The following is a 20,167-nucleotide window of genomic DNA, read 5'->3' as shown; positions in this document are numbered from 1 at the left end:
GCTTCCGCCCGGGGTGCGGGCGGTGCCGTCGCTGCGGTTTCGGGGCCCCTGAGTCTCACAGACTGGCCACCGGTCCACGGGGTACCAGGGTATCAGCGACGGGAGGAGGCCGCTTCCGGCCACGCGCCGGACCGCCCAGGACCGACGACTCACCCCCAGCTCGCCTGTTCGGCCGACTCGTGTTGCCGGTACCGTCGCGCAGAGCACTTGGGCGCGACGTATCCTGCTCTGATACATCGCTGCGAGCCGGCCGGCGAAGGCACCATCACCGCCCGCTCCCGGGACCAAGAGCTCGTCGGAAATCCCCTGACCGCAAGTGCCCCTTAGAGGGCGGACGTGGCCGTTCGACTGGAGATTGCAACGTGGCCGGGCGCATCGAGGACTACGCACTCATCGGAGACATGCAGACAGCGGCACTGGTCTGCAGGGACGGCACAGTCGACTGGCTGTGTCTCCCGCGCTTCGACTCACACGCCATTTTTGCCGGGATTCTCGGCACCGAGGAGCACGGGTTCTGGCGGATCGGCCCCACGCACGCGGCCGACGCCGGTCCGCCGGCGGCCGACCGCCGCCGCTACCGCGGGGACTCCCTGATCCTCGAATCGGAGTGGGACACCCCGCGCGGCACGGTCAGGGTGACCGATTTCATGCCGCCGCGCGACGGCGCGCCCCAGCTGATCCGGATCGTCGAGGGGGTCAGCGGCCGGGTGCGGATGCGCTCCGCGCTGCGGATGCGTTTCAGTTACGGCCGTGTGGTGCCCTGGGTCCACAAGGTCGGGGCGCGGACGGTCGCCGTCGCCGGACCCGACTCGGTGTGGCTCGACACCGACGCCGAAACGCACGGCGAGGACCTCACGACGTACTCCGACTTCACCGTCTCGCCCGGTGAACGGATCGCCTTCACCATCAGCTGGCAGCCCTCGCACAAGGGGGAGCCGCCGCTGTCGGAGCCCGAGGCCGCGCTGGAGGCGACCGCCGATTTCTGGCGCGACTGGGTCGAGCAGTGCACGTACCACGGGCCCTACCGCGAGGCCGTGGTCCGCTCGCTGATCACCCTGAAGGCGCTGACGTACGCCCCGACCGGCGGCATCGTCGCCGCGCCGACGACGTCGCTGCCGGAGGAGATCGGCGGCGTACGCAACTGGGACTACCGCTACACCTGGCTGCGGGACGCCGCGATCACGCTGTCGTCGCTGCTGCGCACCGGCTACCGCGAAGAGGCACGGGCGTGGCGCGAGTGGCTGCTGCGCGCGGTCGCGGGCGATCCGGAGAACCTGCAGATCATGTACGGGATCGCGGGCGAGCGCGAGCTGGGCGAGGCGGAGCTGGACTGGCTTCCCGGTTACGAGAACTCGACCCCCGTACGGGTCGGCAACGGCGCCGCGCACCAGTTGCAGCTCGATGTGTACGGAGAGGTCACGGAGGCGCTGCACCTGGCCCATATGACGGGTCTGGCGCGCAACGACTACGCCTCGCTGCTCCAGCTCAAGCTGATCCGCTACCTGGAGACCCACTGGGACCAGCCGGACGAGGGCATCTGGGAGGTGCGCGGCCCGCGCCGCCACTTCGTGCACTCCAAGGTGATGGCCTGGGTCGCCGTCGACCGGACCATCAAACTGATCGAGATGGGCGACGCGGACGGCCCGCTCGAGAGGTGGCGCGAACTGCGCGACGAGATCCACCGCGCGGTGTGCGAGAAGGGTTACGACCCGGAGCGCAACACCTTCACCCAGTCGTACGGCTCGAAGGAGCTGGACGCCTCCCTGCTGCTCATTCCGCAGGTGGGTTTCCTGCCGCCCGACGACAAGCGGGTCATCGGCACGATCGAGGCGATCCAGCGCGAGCTGTCCACGGAGGACGGTTTCGTACTGCGCTACCCGACCGCGGGCGAGGACGCGGGCGTGGACGGTCTCGCGGGCGACGAGGGCGCGTTCCTGGCGTGCTCGTTCTGGCTGGCCGACGACCTGGCGATGATCGGCCGGGTCGACGAGGCGCGCGATCTCTTCGAGAAGCTGCTGGGGCTCCGCAACGACCTGGGGCTGCTCGCCGAGGAGTGGGACTCCGGGCTGCAGCGCCAGGTCGGCAACTTCCCGCAGGCCTTCAGCCACGTGCCGCTGATCGACACGGCACTGCGGCTGACGGCCAGTGGGGCGTACGGCGGCTGACCGGGCCGGCCTGCCGCTCTAGAGCAGCTTGCCGATCACTTGACGGGCGGCGCGTTCCCCTTCGGTCGCGCCGCCCTCCATGAAGCCCTGGAAGTCGTAACTGCAGTGCTCGCCCCCGATGTGGATGTTCCCCTGAGCGGTGCCTTCGTAGCCGGCGTAGCGGTGCAGGTAGCCGACGGGCCAGTAGGAGTACGCGCCGAGGGTGTACGGGTCGCGGTGCCAGGCGGACAGCTGGGCCTTCCCGGACCACGTTCGCGACGTTCCCGGGAAGAACGCGTCCACTTCACGGGAACGGCGCGAGGCGAGGTCCCGTACGTACGGGTCCGACTCGGTGGCGAAGGGCGCCGCCGGGGTGAGGGCTTTCGCGAGCCGCCCGCTGCCGTACTGGATGAGGATGCCGCCGGTCCCCGGCTGGAGCTTGGTGGTGTCCCAGGTCTGCTGCACGTCGCTGTCCGTGAAGCAGTCGCCCGCCGACACGCCGGGCCAGGCGCCTTCGCCGCGCCACGGACGCGACGAGAACTGCATGTTGAGCTTGGTGCAGTTGCCCATGCGGGCATCACGCACCAGGTTCGTCATGAGCGGATCGAAGCCGGCGGCCGAGAGGTCGAGGCGCTGGAGCACGGGCAGCGGAACGCACAGGACCGTGTGGTCGGCGGTGACGGTGGTCGTGGTTCCCGCGTCGGTGAAGGTAAGGGTCTGGGTGCCATTGGCGTTGGCCCTTACCGCCGTGAGCTGCTTTCGCATCCGGATCGTGCCCGCCGGCAGGGATTTCGCGATGGCGCGCGGGAGCTGATCGTTGCCGCCGGTGATGTGGTAACGCTCGTTGGACAGACCCCAGACGTTGAAGTGACCGGGGTTCGGCTGGTAGCCCATCAGCAGCACCAGGGCGAGCGCCGACTGTTCGCTCGTCTCGGCGCCGTACTCGACGTTGTAGGCGACGTCCATGAAGCGGCCGAGCGGCGAGGAGTGCCCGCCGGGGACACGCGAGTCGATCCACTCGTGGATCGACATGTTGTCGAGGGCCGTGCCCGTCGGGGTGGACTGGTTCCACTTCACCTCGCCCGCTTCCTGGAGGTCGCGGTGGAGGGCCTGGAAGACGTCCTTGAAGTCCTCGTCGGCCTGCTCGCGCGGGTAGTACGCCCCGTCGAACCAGAGCACCTCCTCGGCGCCGTTGGGGCCGCCGCCCAGGAAGTCCTCCGTCGGCAGCCCGAAACGGCGGCACAGTTCGAGGATCTTCTTGTGGCTGGTGTCGATCAGCTCCCCGCCGATCTCGGAGCTCTGCCCGTGGGCCCAGTGGCTTCGCTGGGTCCACATGCGGCCGCCGACCCGGTCGGGGTTCGCCTCGTAGAGCGTGCAGCCGAGCCCCGCGTCCTGGAGGGTCAGTGCGGCGGTGAGGCCGGCTATGCCCGCGCCCACCACGGCGATTCTGGGCGCCCCCGCGCCCCGTACGGCCGCCTGGGCCGCCTGCGCCGGGACGGCCCGGCCGGCCAGGACCGTACCGAGGCCAAGAGCAGCGGCCCGGCCGAGCAGTTCCCTGCGGCTGGAGCCGCGGACCTCGGCGGCGGGCATGCGCAGCCTGCGGGCGGCGGCGTGCTGTGCGGCGAACTGTCGTAGTGCGTGCATCGCGTGCGTACGGGACATGGGAGGGCTCCTCAGACGGTCGCGGCTGGCTGACTGGTTTCGCTGTCGTCGGTGCGCTCGGCCGCGTCCTCCAGGACGATCCGGCCGATGATCTCGTAGCGGTCGGGCTGTTTGGCCTTGAGGTGGAAACCGAGTCCGAGGCCGCCGAAGAAGACGAGTCCGACGATCCACGGGATCAGCTCGAAGAAGAGGGAGTCGGCGGCGAGGCCGGCCGCGGTCTCCATGTTGATCACGAGCAGTACGACGACGGCGATCATGCCGATGCCGCCGAGCAGCGGGGCGGTGAAGGTCTTGAACCAGTGCCGGTCCTCCGGGTGGTTCTTGCGGAAGTAGCCGATCACCGCGAACGAGCAGAGCGTCTGGACGATGAGGATCGCCATCGTGCCGAGGATCGCCAGCAGTGTGTACAGGTGGATGTACGGGTCCTCGCCGGCCAGCCAGAAGGCCGCGACCAGGAGCGTGGCGATGCCGGACTGGACGTACGACGCGATGTACGGCGACCCGTGCGAGCGGTGTGTACGGCCGAGGGCCGGGTGCAGGAAGCCCTCGCGGCCGATCGCGTAGAGGTAGCGCGAGGCGCACTGGTGGAACGCCATGCCGCAGGCGAACGAACCCGTGAGCAGCAGCCACTGGAAGGCGTCGACGGCCCAGGCGCCGATGAACGCCTGCGTCGGGCCGAAGAAGAGGTCGAGCGGGGAGGAGGACGACGAGACCTCGACCGCGCCGTCGAGGCCGTTGCCGGCGATCGTCATCCAGGAGACGTAGATGTAGAAGAGGCCCACGCCGATCACCGAGACCAGGGTCGCGCGCGGGATGACGCGCTTCGGGTCTCGGGACTCCTCGCCGTACATCGCGGTCGACTCGAAGCCGACCCACGACCAGAAGGCGAAGAAGAGACCGAGTCCGGCCGAGGTGCCGGTGAAGGCGTTCACGGGGTTGATGGGTTCCACGGGGATGCCGTCCGGACCGCCGCCCGCGAGCAGGACGGCGGTGGCGACGGCGAAGAGCACGGCGATCTCGGCGACGAGCATGACACCGAGGGCCTTGGCGGTGATGTTGATGTCGAAGTACGCCAGGACGCCGGTCACGGCCAGCATTCCGGCGGCGTACACGATCCAGGGAAGGTCGGCACCGAGCTGGTCGGCGACGGTCGTCTGCCCGAAATAGGCGAAGATGCCGACGATCGAGGCCTCGAAGACGATGTACGCGAGGACGGCGAGCATCCCGGACGCCATGCCGGCGATGCGGCCGAGACCGTGCGAGATGTAGCCGTAGAAGGCGCCCGCGGCGGTGATGCGCTTGGCCATGGCGACGTATCCGACCGAGAAGACGGTCAGGACGAGGGTCGCGAAGAGGTAGCCGGCGGGGGCGCCCGTGCCGTTGCCGAAGCCCACGGCGATGGGGAGGTTTCCGGTCATCGCGGTGATCGGGGCGGCGGTGGCGACCGCCATGAAGACCACACCGACCAGCCCGACGGAATTCGCCTTGAGCCGCTGGACCTCACGTGCGGGTGTGTCAGACATGCCGCGCCCTCTCTCCTGAACCGTCTCGGTCCCGCTGGTACGGGCCGACAGTCTCTGCTCGCGTGACGCACGCCACAATCGACACGGGGTCACTCAAAAGCCGCCCGGAAGCGACGAGTTGTCGGGGCGCGGGGGTGCGGAACGTGTCCCGTAACCGCAGGGTGATGTTCCTGGAACGGGCACGCGGGTAGCGTCCACCGAATGCGGTGCCTTCCCGGGGCGCGGCAGGAACGACGTCACGAGGTACATCTCAGTGGAAACGCAGGGCGGAATCACCGTGCAGCGGGCGCTGGAGCTGCCGGGGCTCCGCGGCGGGCTTCCGGAGGTGGTCGCCGGCGCCGACCGGCTGAACCGCACGGTGCGCTGGGTGCACGCGGGCGAGGTGCCGAACATCGCTTCGCTGCTCAAGGGCGGGGAACTGCTCCTGACGACCGGCCTCGGCCTCGGTACGCGCCCCGCCGAGCAGCGTGCCTTCGTACGCCGCCTCGCGGACCGCGGTATCGCGGCGCTCGTGGTGGAGCTGGGCCCGCGCTTCAGCCGGCTGCCTTCGACGATCGTGGAGACCGCGCGGGCGGCCGGGCTGCCGCTCGTGCAGCTGCACCGCGAGGTGCCGTTCGTGTCCGTGACCGAAGAGGTCCACACCGAGATCGTCAACGGCCACTACACCCTTCTGCGGCGCGCCGAGGAGGTCCACCGGCGCTGTACGGAGGCGCTGCTCGGCGGGGGCGGCATCCCCCAGGTCCTCGGCATCCTCGCGGACTTCACCGCCAATCCGGTCTTCCTGGAGACCGCGGACGGGCAGCTGCTGTACGCGGCGGCGCCCGGGACCGGCGAGGCGTGCGCGGACCCCCTCCAGGTGTGGGAGGGCCTGCGCGGTCAGCGGGAGGCGCGCGAGGAGGGCCCGCCCGCGAACGGCGTGCTGGTGGACGTGCCGGGCGGCGGCCACGGCGCGGGGGCGGTGAGGGCCAGGATCGCCCTGCTCGCGGTCGCGTCGCCCCTCCTGCCCGTCCACCGGATCGCGGCCGAGCGGGCGGCCGGGATCCTCGCGGTCGTCCTGATGCAGGCACGCCAGGAGGAGGAGCTCGCCGCGCGCGGGCGCGGTGACTTCCTGACGGATCTGGCGGAGGGCCGCATCGCGGCCGAGGACGCGCCCGCGCAGGCCAGGGTGCTCGGCTTCAAACCGGGCGAGGGGCCGTTGCTGCCGGTGGTGATGCGGCTCGCGGCCGAGCTGGCCCCGGCCGGCAACTGGGCGGTGCTGGCGCGGGCCGTCCTGGAGGAGCTCTCGGCCGTCGGCGTGCCGGTCCTCCTCGGCGTACGCCCCGTGGAAGGCCGCGTACCGCTGCTGCTCGGCCTGCGCTCCGAATCGGAACGTACGGCGGTCGCCGACCGGGTGGCCGCCGCGCTGCGCGCCGGGGTGCAGCGGGCCGGCCTGGAGCGCGCGGGCGGCCACTCCCCGGTCGTGGTCGTCGGCGTCGCGGGCAGCTGGGCGGCGGCGTCCGCGGGCCTGCGGCACGCGGCGGAGACTGCCACGGCGGCCCAGGGGCTCTCCGACCGCCCCTGGTACGACGCCCGGCGTCTCGACATCGACCTGCTGCTGTGGCGCCTGCGTGACCATCCGGACCTGGCGGCCTTCGTGGACCGGGCGATCGGCCCGCTCCGCGACCACGACCGGACGTCCCGCCCGCCCCTGCTGCCCACACTGCAGACGTATCTCGCGCACGCGGGCCGCAAGGCGGAGACGGCGCGCGAGCTGCACCTGAACCGCCAGACCCTCTACAACCGCCTGGCCCGCATCTCCGAGCTCCTCGGCACGGACCTGGACGACCCCCAGACGGTCCTGGCCCTGAGCCTCGCCCTGCGCGCCCGCCGCCACACGTCCTAGGACGCCGGCCGGTCCAGGGCGCCGACCGGTCCAGGGCGCCGACCGGTCCAGGGCGCCGACCGGTCTAGGGCGCCAGCCCGCCCGGCCGGCCCTGGCCGGTCAACTCGTCGTACACGCTCAGCACTTGTGCCACGGTCTCGTCCTCGGTCGGCCAGGTCGCGGCCTGCGCCCTGCCCGCCTCGGCCAGCCACAGCCGTCGCGCGGGGTCGGCCAGCAGCCGGGTCACCGCTCCCGCGAGCGCCTCGCTGTCCCCGTACGGGACGAGTTCGGCGGCGTCGCCGACCAGCTCCGGCACCCCGCCGACCGCTGTGGCGACGAGCGGCACGCCGCAGCGCAGCGCTTCCTGGGCGAGCACGGAACGCGCCTCCCACCGGCTGGTGAGCACCGCGACATCGGCGGCGGCGAGAAGCTCGCCGATGTCGTCACGGCGGCCGATGAGCCTGACGGGCAGCGATTCCTCCTCGATACGCCGCTGAAGGGCGCCGCGCTCGCGCCCTTCGCCCGCGACGACCAGGAGGGGCGCGGGATCGAGGCCGCGCCAGGTCCGGGCGGCGTCGAGGAGGGCCTCGTACCCCCGGTTGCGCACAAGGCTTCCGACAGCCATGACCAACGGACGTTCCACGGCGCCGAGTTCCGCGCGCGCCTTGCTCTCGGGAACGTTCACGGGCGGACGCGGCGCGGGCACGGTGACCGGCGTGAGCCGCGCGTCACGCGCACCCCGGCTGCGGGCGCGGGCGACGAGGTCGGACGACGTGCCCAGCACGACCGCGGCCGCCCTGGCGGCCCTGCGCTCCAGCAGCCGCACCACAGGACCGCGCGGGCCGTCGGCGGCCGCCCGGGTGTGCCAGGTGACCACGAGAGGAATCCGTCGCCCCTTCAGCGCCAGCGCGCTGCGCACGGCGGCGTGCAGCCCATGGGCGTGCACGAGGTCCGCCCCGGCGCAGGCCGCCCGCAGCGCCGCCACGGCCAGGGGATCACTGCGCCGCGGCACGGGGACGAAAATCGCCCCCGAACCACCGAAGTCGTACGGGGCCTCGACCCCCGCGGGGGCGCAGACCGCCACCCGCAGGCCACGCGCGACGAGCCCCGCGGCCAGCGACCTGACGTGCGCGCTGCTGCCCGCGCTGTCGCCGCCGAGGACTTGGACCACGCTCAGCGGCGACTGGCCGTACGGCGGGACCGGGGTGCTGCTCACGTCGGTCGGAGCTCCTGAGTCGGCGTCGAACGGCGGGTGTGCTGCGAACGGGGGCGTGCTGCGCCAAGAATGCCAGCCCGTACGTGCGTTCCGGCGCCGCGAAAAGGTCGAACCCCTGGTCGCACTTCACCGGCATCACCCCCATGGGTGATCAACAGTCTCCCCGGAACACCGCCGCGCGCACGCCGCCGACGCCCTGCTCCAACGGCCCCGGCCCTCCCGGACCGGAGGCCGTACCTCAGCGGGGCCGGCGAAGTGAGCGGCGCGGGCAACCGCCCCGGCCACCGCGCTACCCGTCGCTCCGCGCCGCCGCCAGCAGTTCCTCGGCGTGCGCCCGGGCCGTCTGCGAGTCCTCCTGCCCGGCCAGCATCCGCGACAGTTCCCGCACCCGGTCCTCGCCCTCCAGCACCGTGACCCCGCTGCGGGTGACCGACCCGTCACTGGTCTTCTCCACCAGCAACTGCCGGTCGGCGAACGCCGCGACCTGCGGCAGGTGCGTCACCACGACGACCTGCGCCGACTTGGCGAGCTTCGCCAGCCGCCGTCCGACCTCGACCGCCGCCTTGCCGCCCACACCCGCGTCGACCTCGTCGAACAGATAGGTCGGCACCGGATCGGACCCGGCGAAGACCACCTCCACCGCCAGCATCACCCGGGAGAGCTCACCGCCCGAAGCGCCCTTGGCGATCGGCCGGGGCTGGGCGCCGGGGTGCGGCGCGAGCAGCAGCTCGACCTCGTCGACCCCGGACGGCCCGTACGCCACCAGCCGCCCGCCGACCTCGACCCCCTCGGGGTCCTCGGTCTGCCGTACGTCGATGGTGACCCGCGCGTGGGGCATGGCGAGCGACGCCAGTTCCTCGGTGACGGCGTCGGCGAACCTCTTCGCCGCCTCCGTACGCGCGTCGGTCAACGCCTGCGCCAGCCCGGCCAGTTCCTCCCGCAGCGCGTCCCGCTCGGCCGTCAGCTCGCCGATCCGGTCGTCGTCGCCCTCCAGCTCGGTCAGCCGTACGGAGCCGTCCTGGGCCCACGCGAGCACCGCCGTGATGTCCTCGCCGTACTTGCGCGTGAGCTGGGTGAGCGCGGCCCGCCGCTCCTCGACCGCGGAGAGCCGCAGCGGATCGGCGTCGAGGTTGTCGGCGTACCCGGCCAGTTCCCCGGCCACGTCCCCCAGCAGGATGCCGATCTCACCGATGCGTTCGGCCAGCGCGGCGAGCGCCGGGTCGTGGGCGCGTACGGCGTCCAGCGCCCGGTGCGCCCCGGCGACCAGCGTGGTCGCGTCGACGCTCTCCGGGTCCTCGGGGTTCCCGACGAGCGCGGCGTGCGCGACGGACGCCGCCGAAGCCAGCGCCTCGGCGTGCCCGAGCCGCTCGGCCTCGGCGGCGAGTTCCACGTCCTCGTCCGCCCGCGGCTCGACCGCCGCGATCTCGTCGAGTCCGAAGCGCAGCAGATCGGCCTCCTGCGCACGCTCACGCGCCCGGGTGGTCAGCTCGTCCAGCTCCGCCACGACGGACCGCAGCCGCCGGTACGCGGCCGCGTACTTCGCGTGGGGTACGGCGACGGCGTCGCCCGCGTACCGGTCGAGCGCCTGCCGCTGCCGGGCCGGCCGCAGCAGGCCCTGCTGATCGGTCTGCCCGTGTACGGCGACGAGGTCGTCGGCCAGCTCCGCGAGGAGCCCCACCGGAACCGCCCGCCCGCCCACGTGGGCGCGCGAACGTCCCTCGGCCGAGATGGTCCTGCTGACCAGCAGCGCCCCGTCGTCGAGTTCGGCGCCCGCCTCCTGAGCCCGTACGGCGGCGGGCGCGCCGGCGGGCACGGTGATCCGCCCTTCGACGACCGCCGCCCTGGCTCCGATCCGCACGAGGGCAGGGTCGGCGCGCCCGCCGAGCAGCAGCCCGAGACTGGTGACGACCATGGTCTTGCCCGCGCCGGTCTCACCGGTCACCGCGGTGAACCCCGGTGACAGCTCGACGACGGCATCGTCAATGACGCCCAGCGACCGTATCCGCATCTCCTCCAACACGGACACGACCTTACGAGGTCCTGGCCCCACTGTGCGACGGACCCCGTGCCGACACTCCCCCGCGCCGCCCCGCACTCCCGTGCGCTGCGGCCTCATCTCCTGCGGAAAACCCCGTCCCGGCCCGGATGATCACCCCAGGGCGCGGCACGCTCTCCTGCCCTCACCCTGAATTCACGAGTTCGAAAGGGGCAGGATCAGCCCTGCGCGGCCACCGCCCCTCCTTCGCCGCCACAGCCACGGCGGCGCTCTTCGCCGCGCCGGTGGCGAGCAGGGCGAGCGCGGTGGCCATGTCGATCCACATGTCGATTTCCGTGGCCGTATCCACCGGGGCGCGGCAGTGGCCCAGCAGCATCACGAGCTCGCCCCGGTACGCGCGCTCACCATGGCCGGCGCGACGGCGCAGACGAGCCGGAGCGACCGGTAGATCAGTGCGGCGCCCCGCGCCACCCCGACACGGGAAGGGCGAACTTGGCGACGAGCCGGTCGGTGAACGACGCATGGTGCAGCCGCGCCAGGCGCACGGGGACGGCGCCCCGCCGGACCTCCACCCGCGCGCCGGCGGGCAGTTCGACGGTCCTGCGCCCGTCGCACCACAGCACGCCGTGCGGCGTGTGCTGCTGCACCTCCACCGCGAGCACCGAAGTCGGCGACGTCACCAGGGGCTTGGCGAACAGCGCGTGCGCGCTGATCGGCACCATCAGCAGCGCCTCCACCTCGGGCCAGACCACCGGTCCGCCCGCCGAGAAGGCGTACGCCGTGGAGCCGGTCGGGGTGGCGCAGACGATGCCGTCGCAGCCGAAGCCGGTCACCGGCCGGCCGTCGATCTCCAGGACGACTTCGAGCATCCGCTCGGGCGAAACCTTCTGCACGGCGGCCTCGTTGAGCGCCCAGTCCTCGTGCACGACGTCACCGTTGTTGCGTACGGTGACGTCGAGGGTCATACGTTCCTCGACCTCGTACGCACGCGTGACGACCCGGTCGACCACCTTGTCCAGGTCGTCCCGCTCGGCCTCCGCGAGGAAGCCGACGCGGCCGAGGTTGACACCGAGCATCGGCACCCCGGAGGCGCGCGCGAACTCGGCGCCGCGCAGCAGCGTTCCGTCCCCGCCGAGGACGATCAGCAGTTCACACCCGTCGAGTACGGAGGGCGAGGCTTCCGCCACCAGCTCGACGGAGGGTGGCAGCGGCAGGTCGGCCGCCTCCGCCGCCAGCACGCGCACACCGATTCCGCTGCGCAGCAGCCCCTGTACGACCAGTTCCGCACTGCGGATCGCCGCCGGGCGTCCGGTGTGCGCGAGCAGGAATACGGTGCGTGCTCCAGCAGGTCTGTCTGTGGTCGTCGCTGTTGTGGTCGCTGTTGTGGTCGCTGTTGTGGTCGCTGTCGTCGCTGTCGTCGTTGTCAACTCGGCCCCTCCGCCACTGCACGGTCAACATCCGCCGGGTCGAGCTCGGGAGCTCCGGCCCGGAGCCACAGAAAGTACTCGACGTTCCCCGAAGGCCCGGGCAGCGGACTGGCGGTGACGCCCCGTACGCCCAGTCCGAGCTCCCACGCCTGCCGGGCCACCGCCCGTACCGTTTCGGCCCGGAGCTCGGCGCTGCGTACGACGCCGCCGCTGCCCAGCCGGTCCTTGCCCACCTCGAACTGGGGCTTCACCATCATCACGAGATCGGCGTCCGGCGCGGCGCACCGCACCAGCGCCGGCAGCACCAGCCCCAGCGGGATGAAGGACAGGTCGCCGACGATCAGGTCGACCGCCTCCCCGTCGATCGTCTCCAGGGTCATTTCCCGCACGTTGGTGCGGTCCTTGACGGTCACGCGTTCATCGGACTGGAGCGACCACGCGAGCTGGCCGTACCCGACGTCGACGGCGACGACCTCCCGGGCCCCGGCCCGCAGCAGCACATCGGTGAACCCACCGGTCGAAGCCCCGGCGTCCAGCGCCCGCCGCCCCTCGACCTCCAGCCCCAGCGGTACGAACGCCGCCAGCGCGCCGGCCAGCTTGTGCCCGCCCCGCGAGACGTAGTCGGGGTCGTTGTCGTCCTTGAGGACCACCACGGCGGCGCTGGTCTCGACCTGCGTGGCGGCCTTGGTCGCGACGGCGCCGCCCACCTTCACCCGCCCTGCGGCGATCAGCTGGCTCGCGTGCTCCCGTGAGCGTGCGAGGTTCCGGCGGACCAGCTCGGCGTCGAGGCGTCGGCGCGCGACTCCTGCCACGTTCGGTTCAGCTCCTGTGGTCGTACGAGGAAAGGGGCGCCGGAGGTCCCGGTCGTGCGTCCAGCGCGGTCAGCGCCTCACGCAGCCCCTGGTGTACATCCTCGTACACCGCGATGTGCCCGTCCGCCGGGAGGTCGTCCGCATCGCCCAGCCGCCCCAGCAGCGCGTCGACAGCGGCGTGCCCGGTGGGGGTGCGCCCGATCCCGAGCGGCGCCGGTGCGGCCGGGTCGTACACCGCGGCGGCGGCTGCCGCCTTCTCGTCCTCGTCGTTCATGCCCCGACGCTACCCCGAAGGGCTGGGGTACCGTCGGTCTCGATGGCAACGACGGAAGAGTGCCGCAGCGCACTCGGTGAACTCTCGGACAATCTGGCTCAGGCAGACGACGACGGCGTACGCGGCGCCGCCTCGCTCGACCGTTCCCTGAGCTGTCACATCACGGATCTGGACACCACGTTCACCGGCCGTCTCGCGGACGGCCGCATCGACGTACGGGACACCTACGACGGCCCCCCGCGCGAGCGCGCCGAGATCCGCCTGGCCATGACCGGCGACGACCTGGTCGCCATGGTCGGCGGCGAGCTGAACTTCGCGAAGGCCTGGACCTCGGGCCGGGTGCGGCTGGAGGCCGGTTTCCGCGACCTGATCCGTCTCAGGAAGCTGCTGTAGCCGCCGCTGCCGCCACCCGGCCGTCGCGCGCCTTCCGCGCCGCGGGCACCACCAGCGGCGTCCCGGTCTCCGGATCGTCGATGACCTGGCAGCGCAGTCCGAAGACCCGCTCCACGAGCTCCGCCGTGACCACCTCGGCCGGCGGCCCCTGCGCGATGATCTCGCCGCCCCGCATGGCGATCAGGTGCGTGGCGTAGCGCGCGGCGTGGTTCAGGTCGTGCAGTACGGCGACGAGGGTGCGCCCCTGTGTCTCGTGCAGCTCCGCGCACAGGTCGAGCACGTCGATCTGGTGCTGGATGTCGAGGAAGGTCGTCGGTTCGTCGAGCAGCAGCAGCGGCGTCTGCTGGGCGAGGGCCATCGCGATCCAGACGCGCTGGCGCTGCCCGCCGGACAGCTCGTCGACGTAACGGTCGGCCAGTTCGCCGACGCCCGTCGAGACCATCGACTCCTCGACGATCCGCTCGTCCTCGGGCGACCACTGCCGCAGCAGCCCCTGGTGCGGGTAGCGGCCGCGCGCCACCAGGTCCGCGACCGTGATCCCGTCCGGCGCGATGGACGACTGCGGCAGCAGCCCGAGGGTCCTGGCCACCTTCTTCGCGGGCATGGAGCCGATGGCGTTCCCGTCCAGCAGCACGCGCCCCTGCGCGGGCTTGAGCATCCGTGAGAGGGCGCGCAGCAGCGTCGACTTGCCGCAGGCGTTCGGCCCGACGATGACCGTGAAGGAGTTGTCGGGTATCTCGACGGACAGGTCCTCGGCGATGACCCGCTGGTCGTAGGCGAGGGTCACCGATTCCGCACTGAGGCGCTGACGCTGCACTGGCATGCTCCTGGGGTTCTTCTCGTTCACGTGCGAGATCACCGGATGCGAGTCCGGATGCGGATGCGGATGCGAGCCCGGGTGCGGGTCCGTGCGGCGACGGCTCATATCCGTCCCGCCTTGCGTTCGGTGACCAGCAGCCACAGCAGATAACAGCCGCCGAGCACCCCGGTCACCACACCCACCGGCAGCTGCTTGCCGCCGAATGCCTGCTGCGCGATCCAGTCGGCGACCACCAGCAGGACGGCTCCCATGCAGGCCGAGGCCCCGAGGTTGGCCCCCGGCGAGCGCGTCAGCCTGCGGGCGAGCTGCGGCGCGCTCAGCGCCACGAAGGCGATGGGGCCGGCGGCGGCCGTGGCCACCGCGATGAGCAGCACGGCGGACAGCATCAGCACCAGCCGGCCGCGTTCGACGCGGACTCCGAGGGCGTACGCCGCGTCGTCGCCCATCTCCATCATCCGCAGCGACCGCCCGTGCCCCAGCACCAGCGGAATGAGCAGGGCGCACACGCCGAGCAGCGGCCACGCCTGCTCCCAGCCCCGTCCGTCGAGCGAGCCCGTCATCCACACCGTGGCCCGGGTCGCGTCGACGATGCTGGCCTTGGTGATCAGGTAGTGGTTGAGCGCCGTGAGCATGGCGGCGGCGCCGACTCCGACGAGCACCAGACGGAAGCCGTGCACGCCCCTCTTCCACGCGAGGAAGTAGACGGCGGCTCCCGTCAGCAGGCAGCCGACGAGCGCGCCGCCCGTCACCGCGAGGGCATTGCCCTTGAACAGCACGATCACGACCAGTGCGCCGGCCGTCGCACCCTGCCCGAAGCCGATCATGTCGGGACTGCCGAGCGGATTGCGGGAGACGGACTGGAAGACCGCCCCGGACATCCCGAGCGCCGCACCGACGAGCAGCGCGACGACGACCCTCGGCAGGCGCAGCTCGGTGACGATGAACTCCTGCGACGAGGTGCCGTTTCCGAGGAGCGTACGGACGACGTCGCCCGGCGACATCGGGAAGTCGCCGCTGCCGATGAGCACGACCCCCATGGCCAGTGCGGCGGCGCTGAGCAGCAGTACGACGAGGAGCGCCCTCGGCTCGATCCTGAAGGAGAACCCGCCGCGGGTGCGTACCGCGCGGATCCCCCGGGCGGAACGGGGAGCGGGAGAGGTGACAGTCACAGTTGGGCCATCTTCCGGCGGCGTACGAGATAGATGAACACGGGCCCGCCGACCAGCGCGGTCACGATGCCGACCTGCAGCTCGGAGGGCCGGGCGACGACCCGTCCGATGACGTCCGAGCCCAGTAGCAGCACCGGCGAGAGCACCGTGGCGTACGGCAGGATCCAGCGCATGTCGGGACCCGTGAGGGTCCGGACGAGGTGCGGCACCATCAGCCCGATGAAGACGATGGGCCCGCAGGCGGCGGTCGCGGCGCCGCACAGCAGCGTCACGGCGACCATCGCGAGCACGCGGGTACGGGTCAGATGCGCGCCCAGGGCCCTCGCCGTGTCCTCACCCATCTCCATCGCGTTGAGCGGCCGCGCGATGAACAGCGCCAGCGCGACACCGACGGCGATGAACGGCCACACCTTGCCGATGATCTCCATGTCGGCGGAGGCCAGCGAGCCGACGGTCCAGAAACGGATCTGCTCCAGCGCCGCCGAGTCCATCAGCTGTACGGCGTTGACGTAGCCGTAGAGCGCGGCGGTCGCGGCGGTGCCGGCGAGCGCGAGCCGTATCGGTGTCGCGCCGCGGCTGCCGCCGAGGAAGTACACCAGCACGGAGACGACTCCCGCGCCGACGAAGGAGAACCACACATATCCGGTCAGCGAGGTGACGCCCAGGAAGCTGATCGCGGAGACGACGGCGGCAGCGGCCCCCGCGTTCACGCCCAGGATCCCCGGTTCCGCGAGCGGGTTGCGGGTGAGTCCCTGCATGACCGCTCCGGAGAGTCCGAGCGCCGCGCCGACGAGCACACCCAGCAGGGTGCGGGGCACCCGCACGTCCTGGACGATCACGTCGTTGCCGGTGCCCGAGGCATGGAACAGGCCGTGCCACACATCGCCCAGGGCAAGCGGTTTGGCGCCGATCGCGATACTCGCGACGACGACCAGCAGCAGCACGCCGAGGGAGAGGAACAACCCCACAGCACGTACGGCGTTGCGTTTCCGGGGCGCGGGGGCCTGCGGGGCCTGTATCGCGCTCTGTCTGGGAGGACTGTCGACCAACACGGAGTTAGGTTAGCCTACCCTGGCATTACGACAAACAGTCCTGCTCCTCCCGCCCCGGACGCCCGCCCGCAAGGCCGCTACCACAGCCGCAGCCACGGCCGTCACAGCGCGTACGTCACACCGTGTACGTCACACCGTGTACGTCAAAGACCCACCCGGGCCAGCGCCTTGCCCGCGTCCAGCCCGCACACCCCGTCCCCGGCGTGCGTCCAGGCCGCCGCGCACAGCGCCCGCAGCCCGTCCAGCGGCGGGCCCTCCCCGTCGATCACCAACGCCCCGCCCCGCACGGAAGCGGTCCACCCGCCGCACGCGAACCCGCCGTCGGCCCCGGCCTCTTCCGTCACTTCCGGCTGCCCGGTGAGCAACCCCCGCAGATCCGCGTCCACATACGTCGGCCGGTACTTCGGCGCGGCCGCCAGCAGCTGCGCGGCGTCCGTCACCCCGGTCAGTACGAGCAGCGAGTCCACGCCGCCCGCGTTCGCACCCTCGATGTCCGTGTCCAGCCGGTCCCCGACCACCAGCGGCCGCTCGGCGCCGGTCCGCAGAATCGTTTCCCGGTGCATCGGCGGCAGCGGCTTGCCCGCCACCTGCGGCTCGGCACCCGTGGCGATCCGTACGACCTCCACCGCCGCGCCGTTGCCCGGCGCGATCCCCCGCGGGCTGGGAATCGTCAGATCGGTGTTGGACGCGAACCACGGCAGCCCGCGCGCGACGGCGTACGAGGCTTCCGCGAGCCTCGCCCACGGCATGTCGGGCCCGCCGTACCCCTGCGCCACGGCCTCCGGGCCGTCGTCCGCCGACTCCACCGGTACCAGCCCGCGCTCACGCAGTGCGACCCGCAGCCCGTCCCCGCCCACCACCAGGACCCGCGCTCCCTGCGGAATCTGATCGGCGATCAGCCGGGCCACGGCCTGCGCCGACGTGATGACGTCTCCGGCCTCCGCCGGCACCCCGAGCTCCGTGAGGTGCCCGGCGACCGCATCGGGCGTCCGCAGCGCGTTGTTGGTCACGTAGGCGAGATGCATCCCGCCCTGCCGCGCCGCCCCGAGCGCGTCCACCGCGTGCGCGATGGCCTCGCCGCCCGCGTAGACGACACCGTCCAGGTCCAGCAGAGCCGTGTCGTACGCCTCCCTCAGCGCACGCGTGCTCGCGTCGGGCCGGGTCCTGGTCTGCTGGCTCATCGGGGCTCGCTCCTAGATAGCTGCTTGTCCCCCGATCATCGCTCATCGCGGGACCCCACTTACGATGCACCAATGAGTACACCTGGTCGGCCCGAGGAGAACCACGGCCTGCGCCTGGCCCCGTTCCGTGGACTGCGCTACGTCCCCGAGCGCGTGAGCAGTCTGGCCGCCGTGACGTCCCCGCCCTACGACGTCGTCGTACGCCCCGACGGCCTCCACCACCTGGAATCGGCCGACCCGTACAACATCGTCCGCCTGATCCTCCCGCAGGCCGCCACCCCCGCGACCCGCAACCAGCAGGCCGCCGACACCCTCCACCACTGGCTGTCGGAGGGCGTGCTCGCCCCGGACCCCGAGCCCGCCCTGTACGTGTACGAGCAGCGCAGCGGCGATCTCCTCCAGCGCGGCCTCATCGGCGCCCTCGCCCTCACCCCGCCCGCCGAGGGCATCGTCCTCCCCCACGAGGACGTCATGCCGCACGTCGTCGCCGACCGCGCGGCCCTGATGCGCGCCACCGCGGCCCACCTCGAACCGCTCCTGCTGACCTACCGCAGCCGCGGCGACGCCATCGGCGCGACCGCCGTCATCGAACGCGCCGTCCTCCGCTCCCCCCTCCTGGCCACCACCACCGAGGACGGTTTCAGCCACCGCCTGTGGTCCATCACGGACCCGGCCGAACTGGCCGAAGCCACGGCGGACCTGTCCCACCGCCAGGCGCTCATCGCGGACGGCCACCACCGCTGGGCCACGTACCTCCGCCTCAAGGCGGAACACCCGGACCGCGGCCCCTGGGACTCCGGTCTCGTCCTCCTCATCGACACGGCCCGCTACCCGCTCCAGGTCCGGGCCATCCACCGCCTCCTGCGCCGCCTCCCCGTCGCCGACGCCCTCGCCGCCGTCGTGGACACCTTCCGCGTCCGCGAAGTCCCGGGCCCGCTCCCCCACGCCCTGGACGCCCTCGCCGAAGCGGCCACCACCGGCAACGCGTTCCTCCTGGCCGGTGACGGCACCTTCCACCTCGTCGACCGCCCCGACAAGGCCCTGCTGTCCCGTACGGTCCCGGCCGGCCGGCCCGAAGCCTGGCGGACCCTGGACGCGACCGTCCTGCACGCCACGCTCCTGGACCACGTGTGGTCGATCCCCGACGCCCCCGAGGACATCACGTACATCCACGGCGCCGAGGCTGCCGTCACCCAGGCGGAACGCCACGGCGGCACAGCCGTCCTGATGCATCCGGTACGAGAAGAAGTCGTCCGGGACCTGGCACGCCAGGGCGTCACGATGCCCCGCAAGTCCACGTCGTTCGGTCCGAAGCCGGCGACGGGCCTGGTCCTGCGCAGCCTCGACCTGAGCTGAGCCGAACCACCCCCGAAACGCGAAAGGGCGGCACCCCACCGGGGTGCCGCCCTCACTCACACGGACTCAGTCCTTGTCGCCCTCGACAGGCTCCACGCCGCCCTCGTCCCGGCCCTGCTCCTGGTCCTCCACAGCAGACCCGGCCACAGGCTCACCGCGCTCCTCGCCGCTCTCCTCGTCGAGAGCGTCGACGAAGTCCACACCGTCGAGCTGGGCAAGCCGGTCGGAAGCGTCCGTCAAACCGTCCTTGTCGGCCTCGATCGCCTTGGCGAACCACTCTCGGGCCTCAGCCTCGCGCCCGGCCGTCAGCAGCGCGTCGGCGTACGCGTACCGCAGTCGCGCCGTCCACGGCTGCACCGAGTGCGACGCCAGCTCGGGCCCCTGAAGAGTCACGATGGCGGCATCGATCTGCCCCATGTCCCGGCGCGCCCCGGCCGCGACCAGACGCATCTCGACCTGGCCCGCCTTGTCGAGCTTCTGCACCTCGGGTTCACCGGCCATCGCCATCGCCCGCTCCGGCCGCCCGAGACCGCGCTCGCAGTCGGCCATGACGGGCCACAGCTCCACGCTCCCGGTCATACGGCGGGCCGCGCGGAACTCCGCGAGCGCCTCCGTGTACCGCTGAGTCGCGTACGCCGCAAAGCCAGCGGCCTCACGCACTGCGGCCACCCGCGAGGCGAGCCTCAGCGCGATGCGCGAGTAGGCGTACGCCTCCTCGGGATCGTCGTCGATGAGGTTCGCGACCATGACGAGGTTCTTGGCGACGTCCTCGGCAAGAGTCTTCGGCAGGCTCTGGAGCTCCTGACGAACGTCCTTGTCGATCTCGTGACCCGTGACGTCCTCGGGAATGGGAAGCCGCTTGATGGGCTCACGCTCCCGGTCGTCACGCTGCCCGCGGTAGGCGTCACGGCCACCGCGGTCGTCACGACGGGGCGCACGGTCGTCACGACCGCCACGGAACCCACCACGGTCGTCATCACGACGCTGGAACCCACCACCACCACCGGAGCGACCGCCACGGCTGTCATCGCGACCACCACGGTCATCGTCACGACGCGGCCCACTGCTCGGCCGGTCATCACGACGCTGATACCCACCACCAGCCGGACGGTCATCACGACGCTGGAAACCACCACCGCTGGGGCGGTCATCACGACGCTGATACCCACCACCGGCCGGACGGTCATCACGCTGCGGCCCACGGTCGTCACGACCACCGCGATAACCGCCACCACGCTCGTCATCACGACGCGGCCCACTGCTCGGCCGGTCATCACGACG

The 20,167-nt window shown here is 72.0% G+C and carries 17 protein-coding genes and 1 pseudogene; 5 read left to right on the top strand and 13 right to left on the bottom strand.

What is annotated here, in order from left to right; translation table 11 throughout:
- Nucleotides 1–362: 362 nt before the first annotated feature.
- Nucleotides 363–2,165, top strand: coding sequence for a glycoside hydrolase family 15 protein (locus tag ACWDZ4_RS15810; RefSeq protein WP_451508965.1), 1,803 nt, complete (start codon nt 363–365; stop codon nt 2,163–2,165).
- Nucleotides 2,166–2,183: 18 nt separating this feature from the next.
- Here the strand turns inward: ACWDZ4_RS15810 and ACWDZ4_RS15805 are convergent, their stop codons facing one another.
- Together ACWDZ4_RS15805 and ACWDZ4_RS15800 are read right to left on the bottom strand one after the other, a co-directional pair.
- Nucleotides 2,184–3,806 carry a flavin monoamine oxidase family protein gene (locus tag ACWDZ4_RS15805; RefSeq protein ID WP_451508964.1) on the bottom strand — a complete coding sequence of 541 codons (1,623 nt, stop codon included), beginning with the start codon at nt 3,804–3,806 and terminating at the stop codon, nt 2,184–2,186.
- Between the two features lie 11 nt (nt 3,807–3,817).
- Nucleotides 3,818–5,329: an APC family permease gene (locus ACWDZ4_RS15800; protein WP_451508963.1), complete on the bottom strand. Its 1,512-nt coding sequence runs from the start codon at nt 5,327–5,329 to the stop codon at nt 3,818–3,820.
- A 253-nt stretch (nt 5,330–5,582) separates the two neighbouring features.
- Between ACWDZ4_RS15800 and ACWDZ4_RS15795 the strand changes: the two genes are divergently transcribed.
- Nucleotides 5,583–7,211, top strand: a complete 1,629-nt coding sequence (locus ACWDZ4_RS15795) for a PucR family transcriptional regulator (RefSeq protein ID WP_451508962.1) — start codon at nt 5,583–5,585, stop codon at nt 7,209–7,211.
- A 64-nt stretch (nt 7,212–7,275) separates the two neighbouring features.
- On the opposite strand, the gene ACWDZ4_RS15790 is transcribed toward ACWDZ4_RS15795, so the two are convergent.
- The 6 genes from ACWDZ4_RS15790 to ACWDZ4_RS15765 all read right to left on the bottom strand — a co-directional run bounded on the left by ACWDZ4_RS15790 (nt 7,276) and on the right by ACWDZ4_RS15765 (nt 12,915).
- Entirely contained in the window at nt 7,276–8,406 is a 1,131-nt protein-coding gene (locus ACWDZ4_RS15790) for a glycosyltransferase family 4 protein (protein WP_451508961.1), read from the bottom strand.
- 289 nt (nt 8,407–8,695) lie between these two features.
- Nucleotides 8,696–10,414 (bottom strand): DNA repair protein RecN, encoded by a 1,719-nt coding sequence (recN, locus tag ACWDZ4_RS15785; protein WP_451509084.1) that lies wholly within the window; start codon nt 10,412–10,414, stop codon nt 8,696–8,698.
- Nucleotides 10,415–10,586: 172 nt separating this feature from the next.
- Nucleotides 10,587–10,727: a hypothetical protein gene (locus ACWDZ4_RS15780; RefSeq protein WP_451508960.1), complete on the bottom strand. Its 141-nt coding sequence runs from the start codon at nt 10,725–10,727 to the stop codon at nt 10,587–10,589.
- A 124-nt stretch (nt 10,728–10,851) separates the two neighbouring features.
- The gene (locus tag ACWDZ4_RS15775) at nt 10,852–11,727 is read right to left on the bottom strand and encodes an NAD kinase (protein WP_451509083.1); all 876 of its coding nucleotides are present in this window, start codon (nt 11,725–11,727) and stop codon (nt 10,852–10,854) included.
- A 98-nt stretch (nt 11,728–11,825) separates the two neighbouring features.
- On the bottom strand, nt 11,826–12,641 hold the full coding sequence (locus tag ACWDZ4_RS15770) for a TlyA family RNA methyltransferase (protein WP_451508959.1): 816 nt from the start codon (nt 12,639–12,641) through the stop codon (nt 11,826–11,828).
- A gap of 7 nt (nt 12,642–12,648) precedes the next feature.
- Nucleotides 12,649–12,915, bottom strand: coding sequence for a hypothetical protein (locus ACWDZ4_RS15765; RefSeq protein WP_451508958.1), 267 nt, complete (start codon nt 12,913–12,915; stop codon nt 12,649–12,651).
- Nucleotides 12,916–12,957: 42 nt separating this feature from the next.
- On the opposite strand from ACWDZ4_RS15765, the gene ACWDZ4_RS15760 reads away from it, so the two are divergent.
- Nucleotides 12,958–13,308, top strand: a complete 351-nt coding sequence (locus tag ACWDZ4_RS15760; protein WP_451508957.1) for an SCP2 sterol-binding domain-containing protein — start codon at nt 12,958–12,960, stop codon at nt 13,306–13,308.
- On the opposite strand, the gene ACWDZ4_RS15755 is transcribed toward ACWDZ4_RS15760, so the two are convergent.
- From ACWDZ4_RS15755 to ACWDZ4_RS15740, 4 genes are all read right to left on the bottom strand, one after another.
- Nucleotides 13,292–14,131: an ABC transporter ATP-binding protein gene (locus ACWDZ4_RS15755; RefSeq protein WP_451508956.1), complete on the bottom strand. Its 840-nt coding sequence runs from the start codon at nt 14,129–14,131 to the stop codon at nt 13,292–13,294. The genes ACWDZ4_RS15760 and ACWDZ4_RS15755 overlap by 17 nt on opposite strands.
- Nucleotides 14,132–14,229: 98 nt before the next feature.
- A complete protein-coding gene (locus ACWDZ4_RS15750) occupies nt 14,230–15,297 on the bottom strand; it encodes a FecCD family ABC transporter permease (protein WP_451508955.1) in 1,068 nt (355 codons plus the stop codon).
- On the bottom strand, nt 15,294–16,346 hold the full coding sequence (locus tag ACWDZ4_RS15745; protein ID WP_451509082.1) for a FecCD family ABC transporter permease: 1,053 nt from the start codon (nt 16,344–16,346) through the stop codon (nt 15,294–15,296). The genes ACWDZ4_RS15750 and ACWDZ4_RS15745 overlap by 4 nt, the downstream gene beginning before the upstream one ends.
- Nucleotides 16,347–16,492: 146 nt before the next feature.
- On the bottom strand, nt 16,493–17,530 hold the full coding sequence (locus tag ACWDZ4_RS15740; RefSeq protein WP_451508954.1) for an HAD hydrolase-like protein: 1,038 nt from the start codon (nt 17,528–17,530) through the stop codon (nt 16,493–16,495).
- Nucleotides 17,531–17,602: 72 nt separating this feature from the next.
- On the opposite strand from ACWDZ4_RS15740, the gene ACWDZ4_RS15735 reads away from it, so the two are divergent.
- On the top strand, nt 17,603–18,886 hold the full coding sequence (locus tag ACWDZ4_RS15735; RefSeq protein WP_451508953.1) for a DUF1015 family protein: 1,284 nt from the start codon (nt 17,603–17,605) through the stop codon (nt 18,884–18,886).
- Nucleotides 18,887–18,952: 66 nt separating this feature from the next.
- Here ACWDZ4_RS15735 and ACWDZ4_RS15730 read toward each other — a convergent pair whose 3' ends face one another.
- Entirely contained in the window at nt 18,953–19,750 is a 798-nt protein-coding gene (locus tag ACWDZ4_RS15730) for a hypothetical protein (RefSeq protein WP_451509081.1), read from the bottom strand.
- On the opposite strand from ACWDZ4_RS15730, the pseudogene ACWDZ4_RS15725 reads away from it, so the two are divergent.
- Nucleotides 19,712–20,167 (top strand): annotated as a pseudogene (locus tag ACWDZ4_RS15725) (hypothetical protein); the annotation flags it as partial. The gene ACWDZ4_RS15730 and the pseudogene ACWDZ4_RS15725 sit on opposite strands and share 39 nt — an antisense overlap.

The sequence above is a fragment of the Streptomyces sp. NPDC003016 genome (assembly GCF_053591455.1).
Note: the sequence above shows the minus strand (reverse complement) of the source record. Positions and strands in the feature narration are given on the sequence as shown.

Excerpts from the sequence above, each read along its gene's own strand:
- ACWDZ4_RS15805 (WP_451508964.1), bottom strand. The coding sequence starts at position 3,806 with ATGTCCCGTACGCACGCGATGCACGCACTACGACAGTTCGCCGCACAG.
- ACWDZ4_RS15800 (WP_451508963.1), bottom strand. The coding sequence starts at position 5,329 with ATGTCTGACACACCCGCACGTGAGGTCCAGCGGCTCAAGGCGAATTCC.
- recN (WP_451509084.1), bottom strand. The coding sequence starts at position 10,414 with ATGCGGATACGGTCGCTGGGCGTCATTGACGATGCCGTCGTCGAGCTG.
- ACWDZ4_RS15780 (WP_451508960.1), bottom strand. The coding sequence starts at position 10,727 with ATGTGGATCGACATGGCCACCGCGCTCGCCCTGCTCGCCACCGGCGCG.
- ACWDZ4_RS15765 (WP_451508958.1), bottom strand. The coding sequence starts at position 12,915 with ATGAACGACGAGGACGAGAAGGCGGCAGCCGCCGCCGCGGTGTACGAC.
- ACWDZ4_RS15760 (WP_451508957.1), top strand. The coding sequence starts at position 12,958 with ATGGCAACGACGGAAGAGTGCCGCAGCGCACTCGGTGAACTCTCGGAC.
- ACWDZ4_RS15755 (WP_451508956.1), bottom strand. The coding sequence starts at position 14,131 with ATGCCAGTGCAGCGTCAGCGCCTCAGTGCGGAATCGGTGACCCTCGCC.
- ACWDZ4_RS15740 (WP_451508954.1), bottom strand. The coding sequence starts at position 17,530 with ATGAGCCAGCAGACCAGGACCCGGCCCGACGCGAGCACGCGTGCGCTG.
- ACWDZ4_RS15735 (WP_451508953.1), top strand. The coding sequence starts at position 17,603 with ATGAGTACACCTGGTCGGCCCGAGGAGAACCACGGCCTGCGCCTGGCC.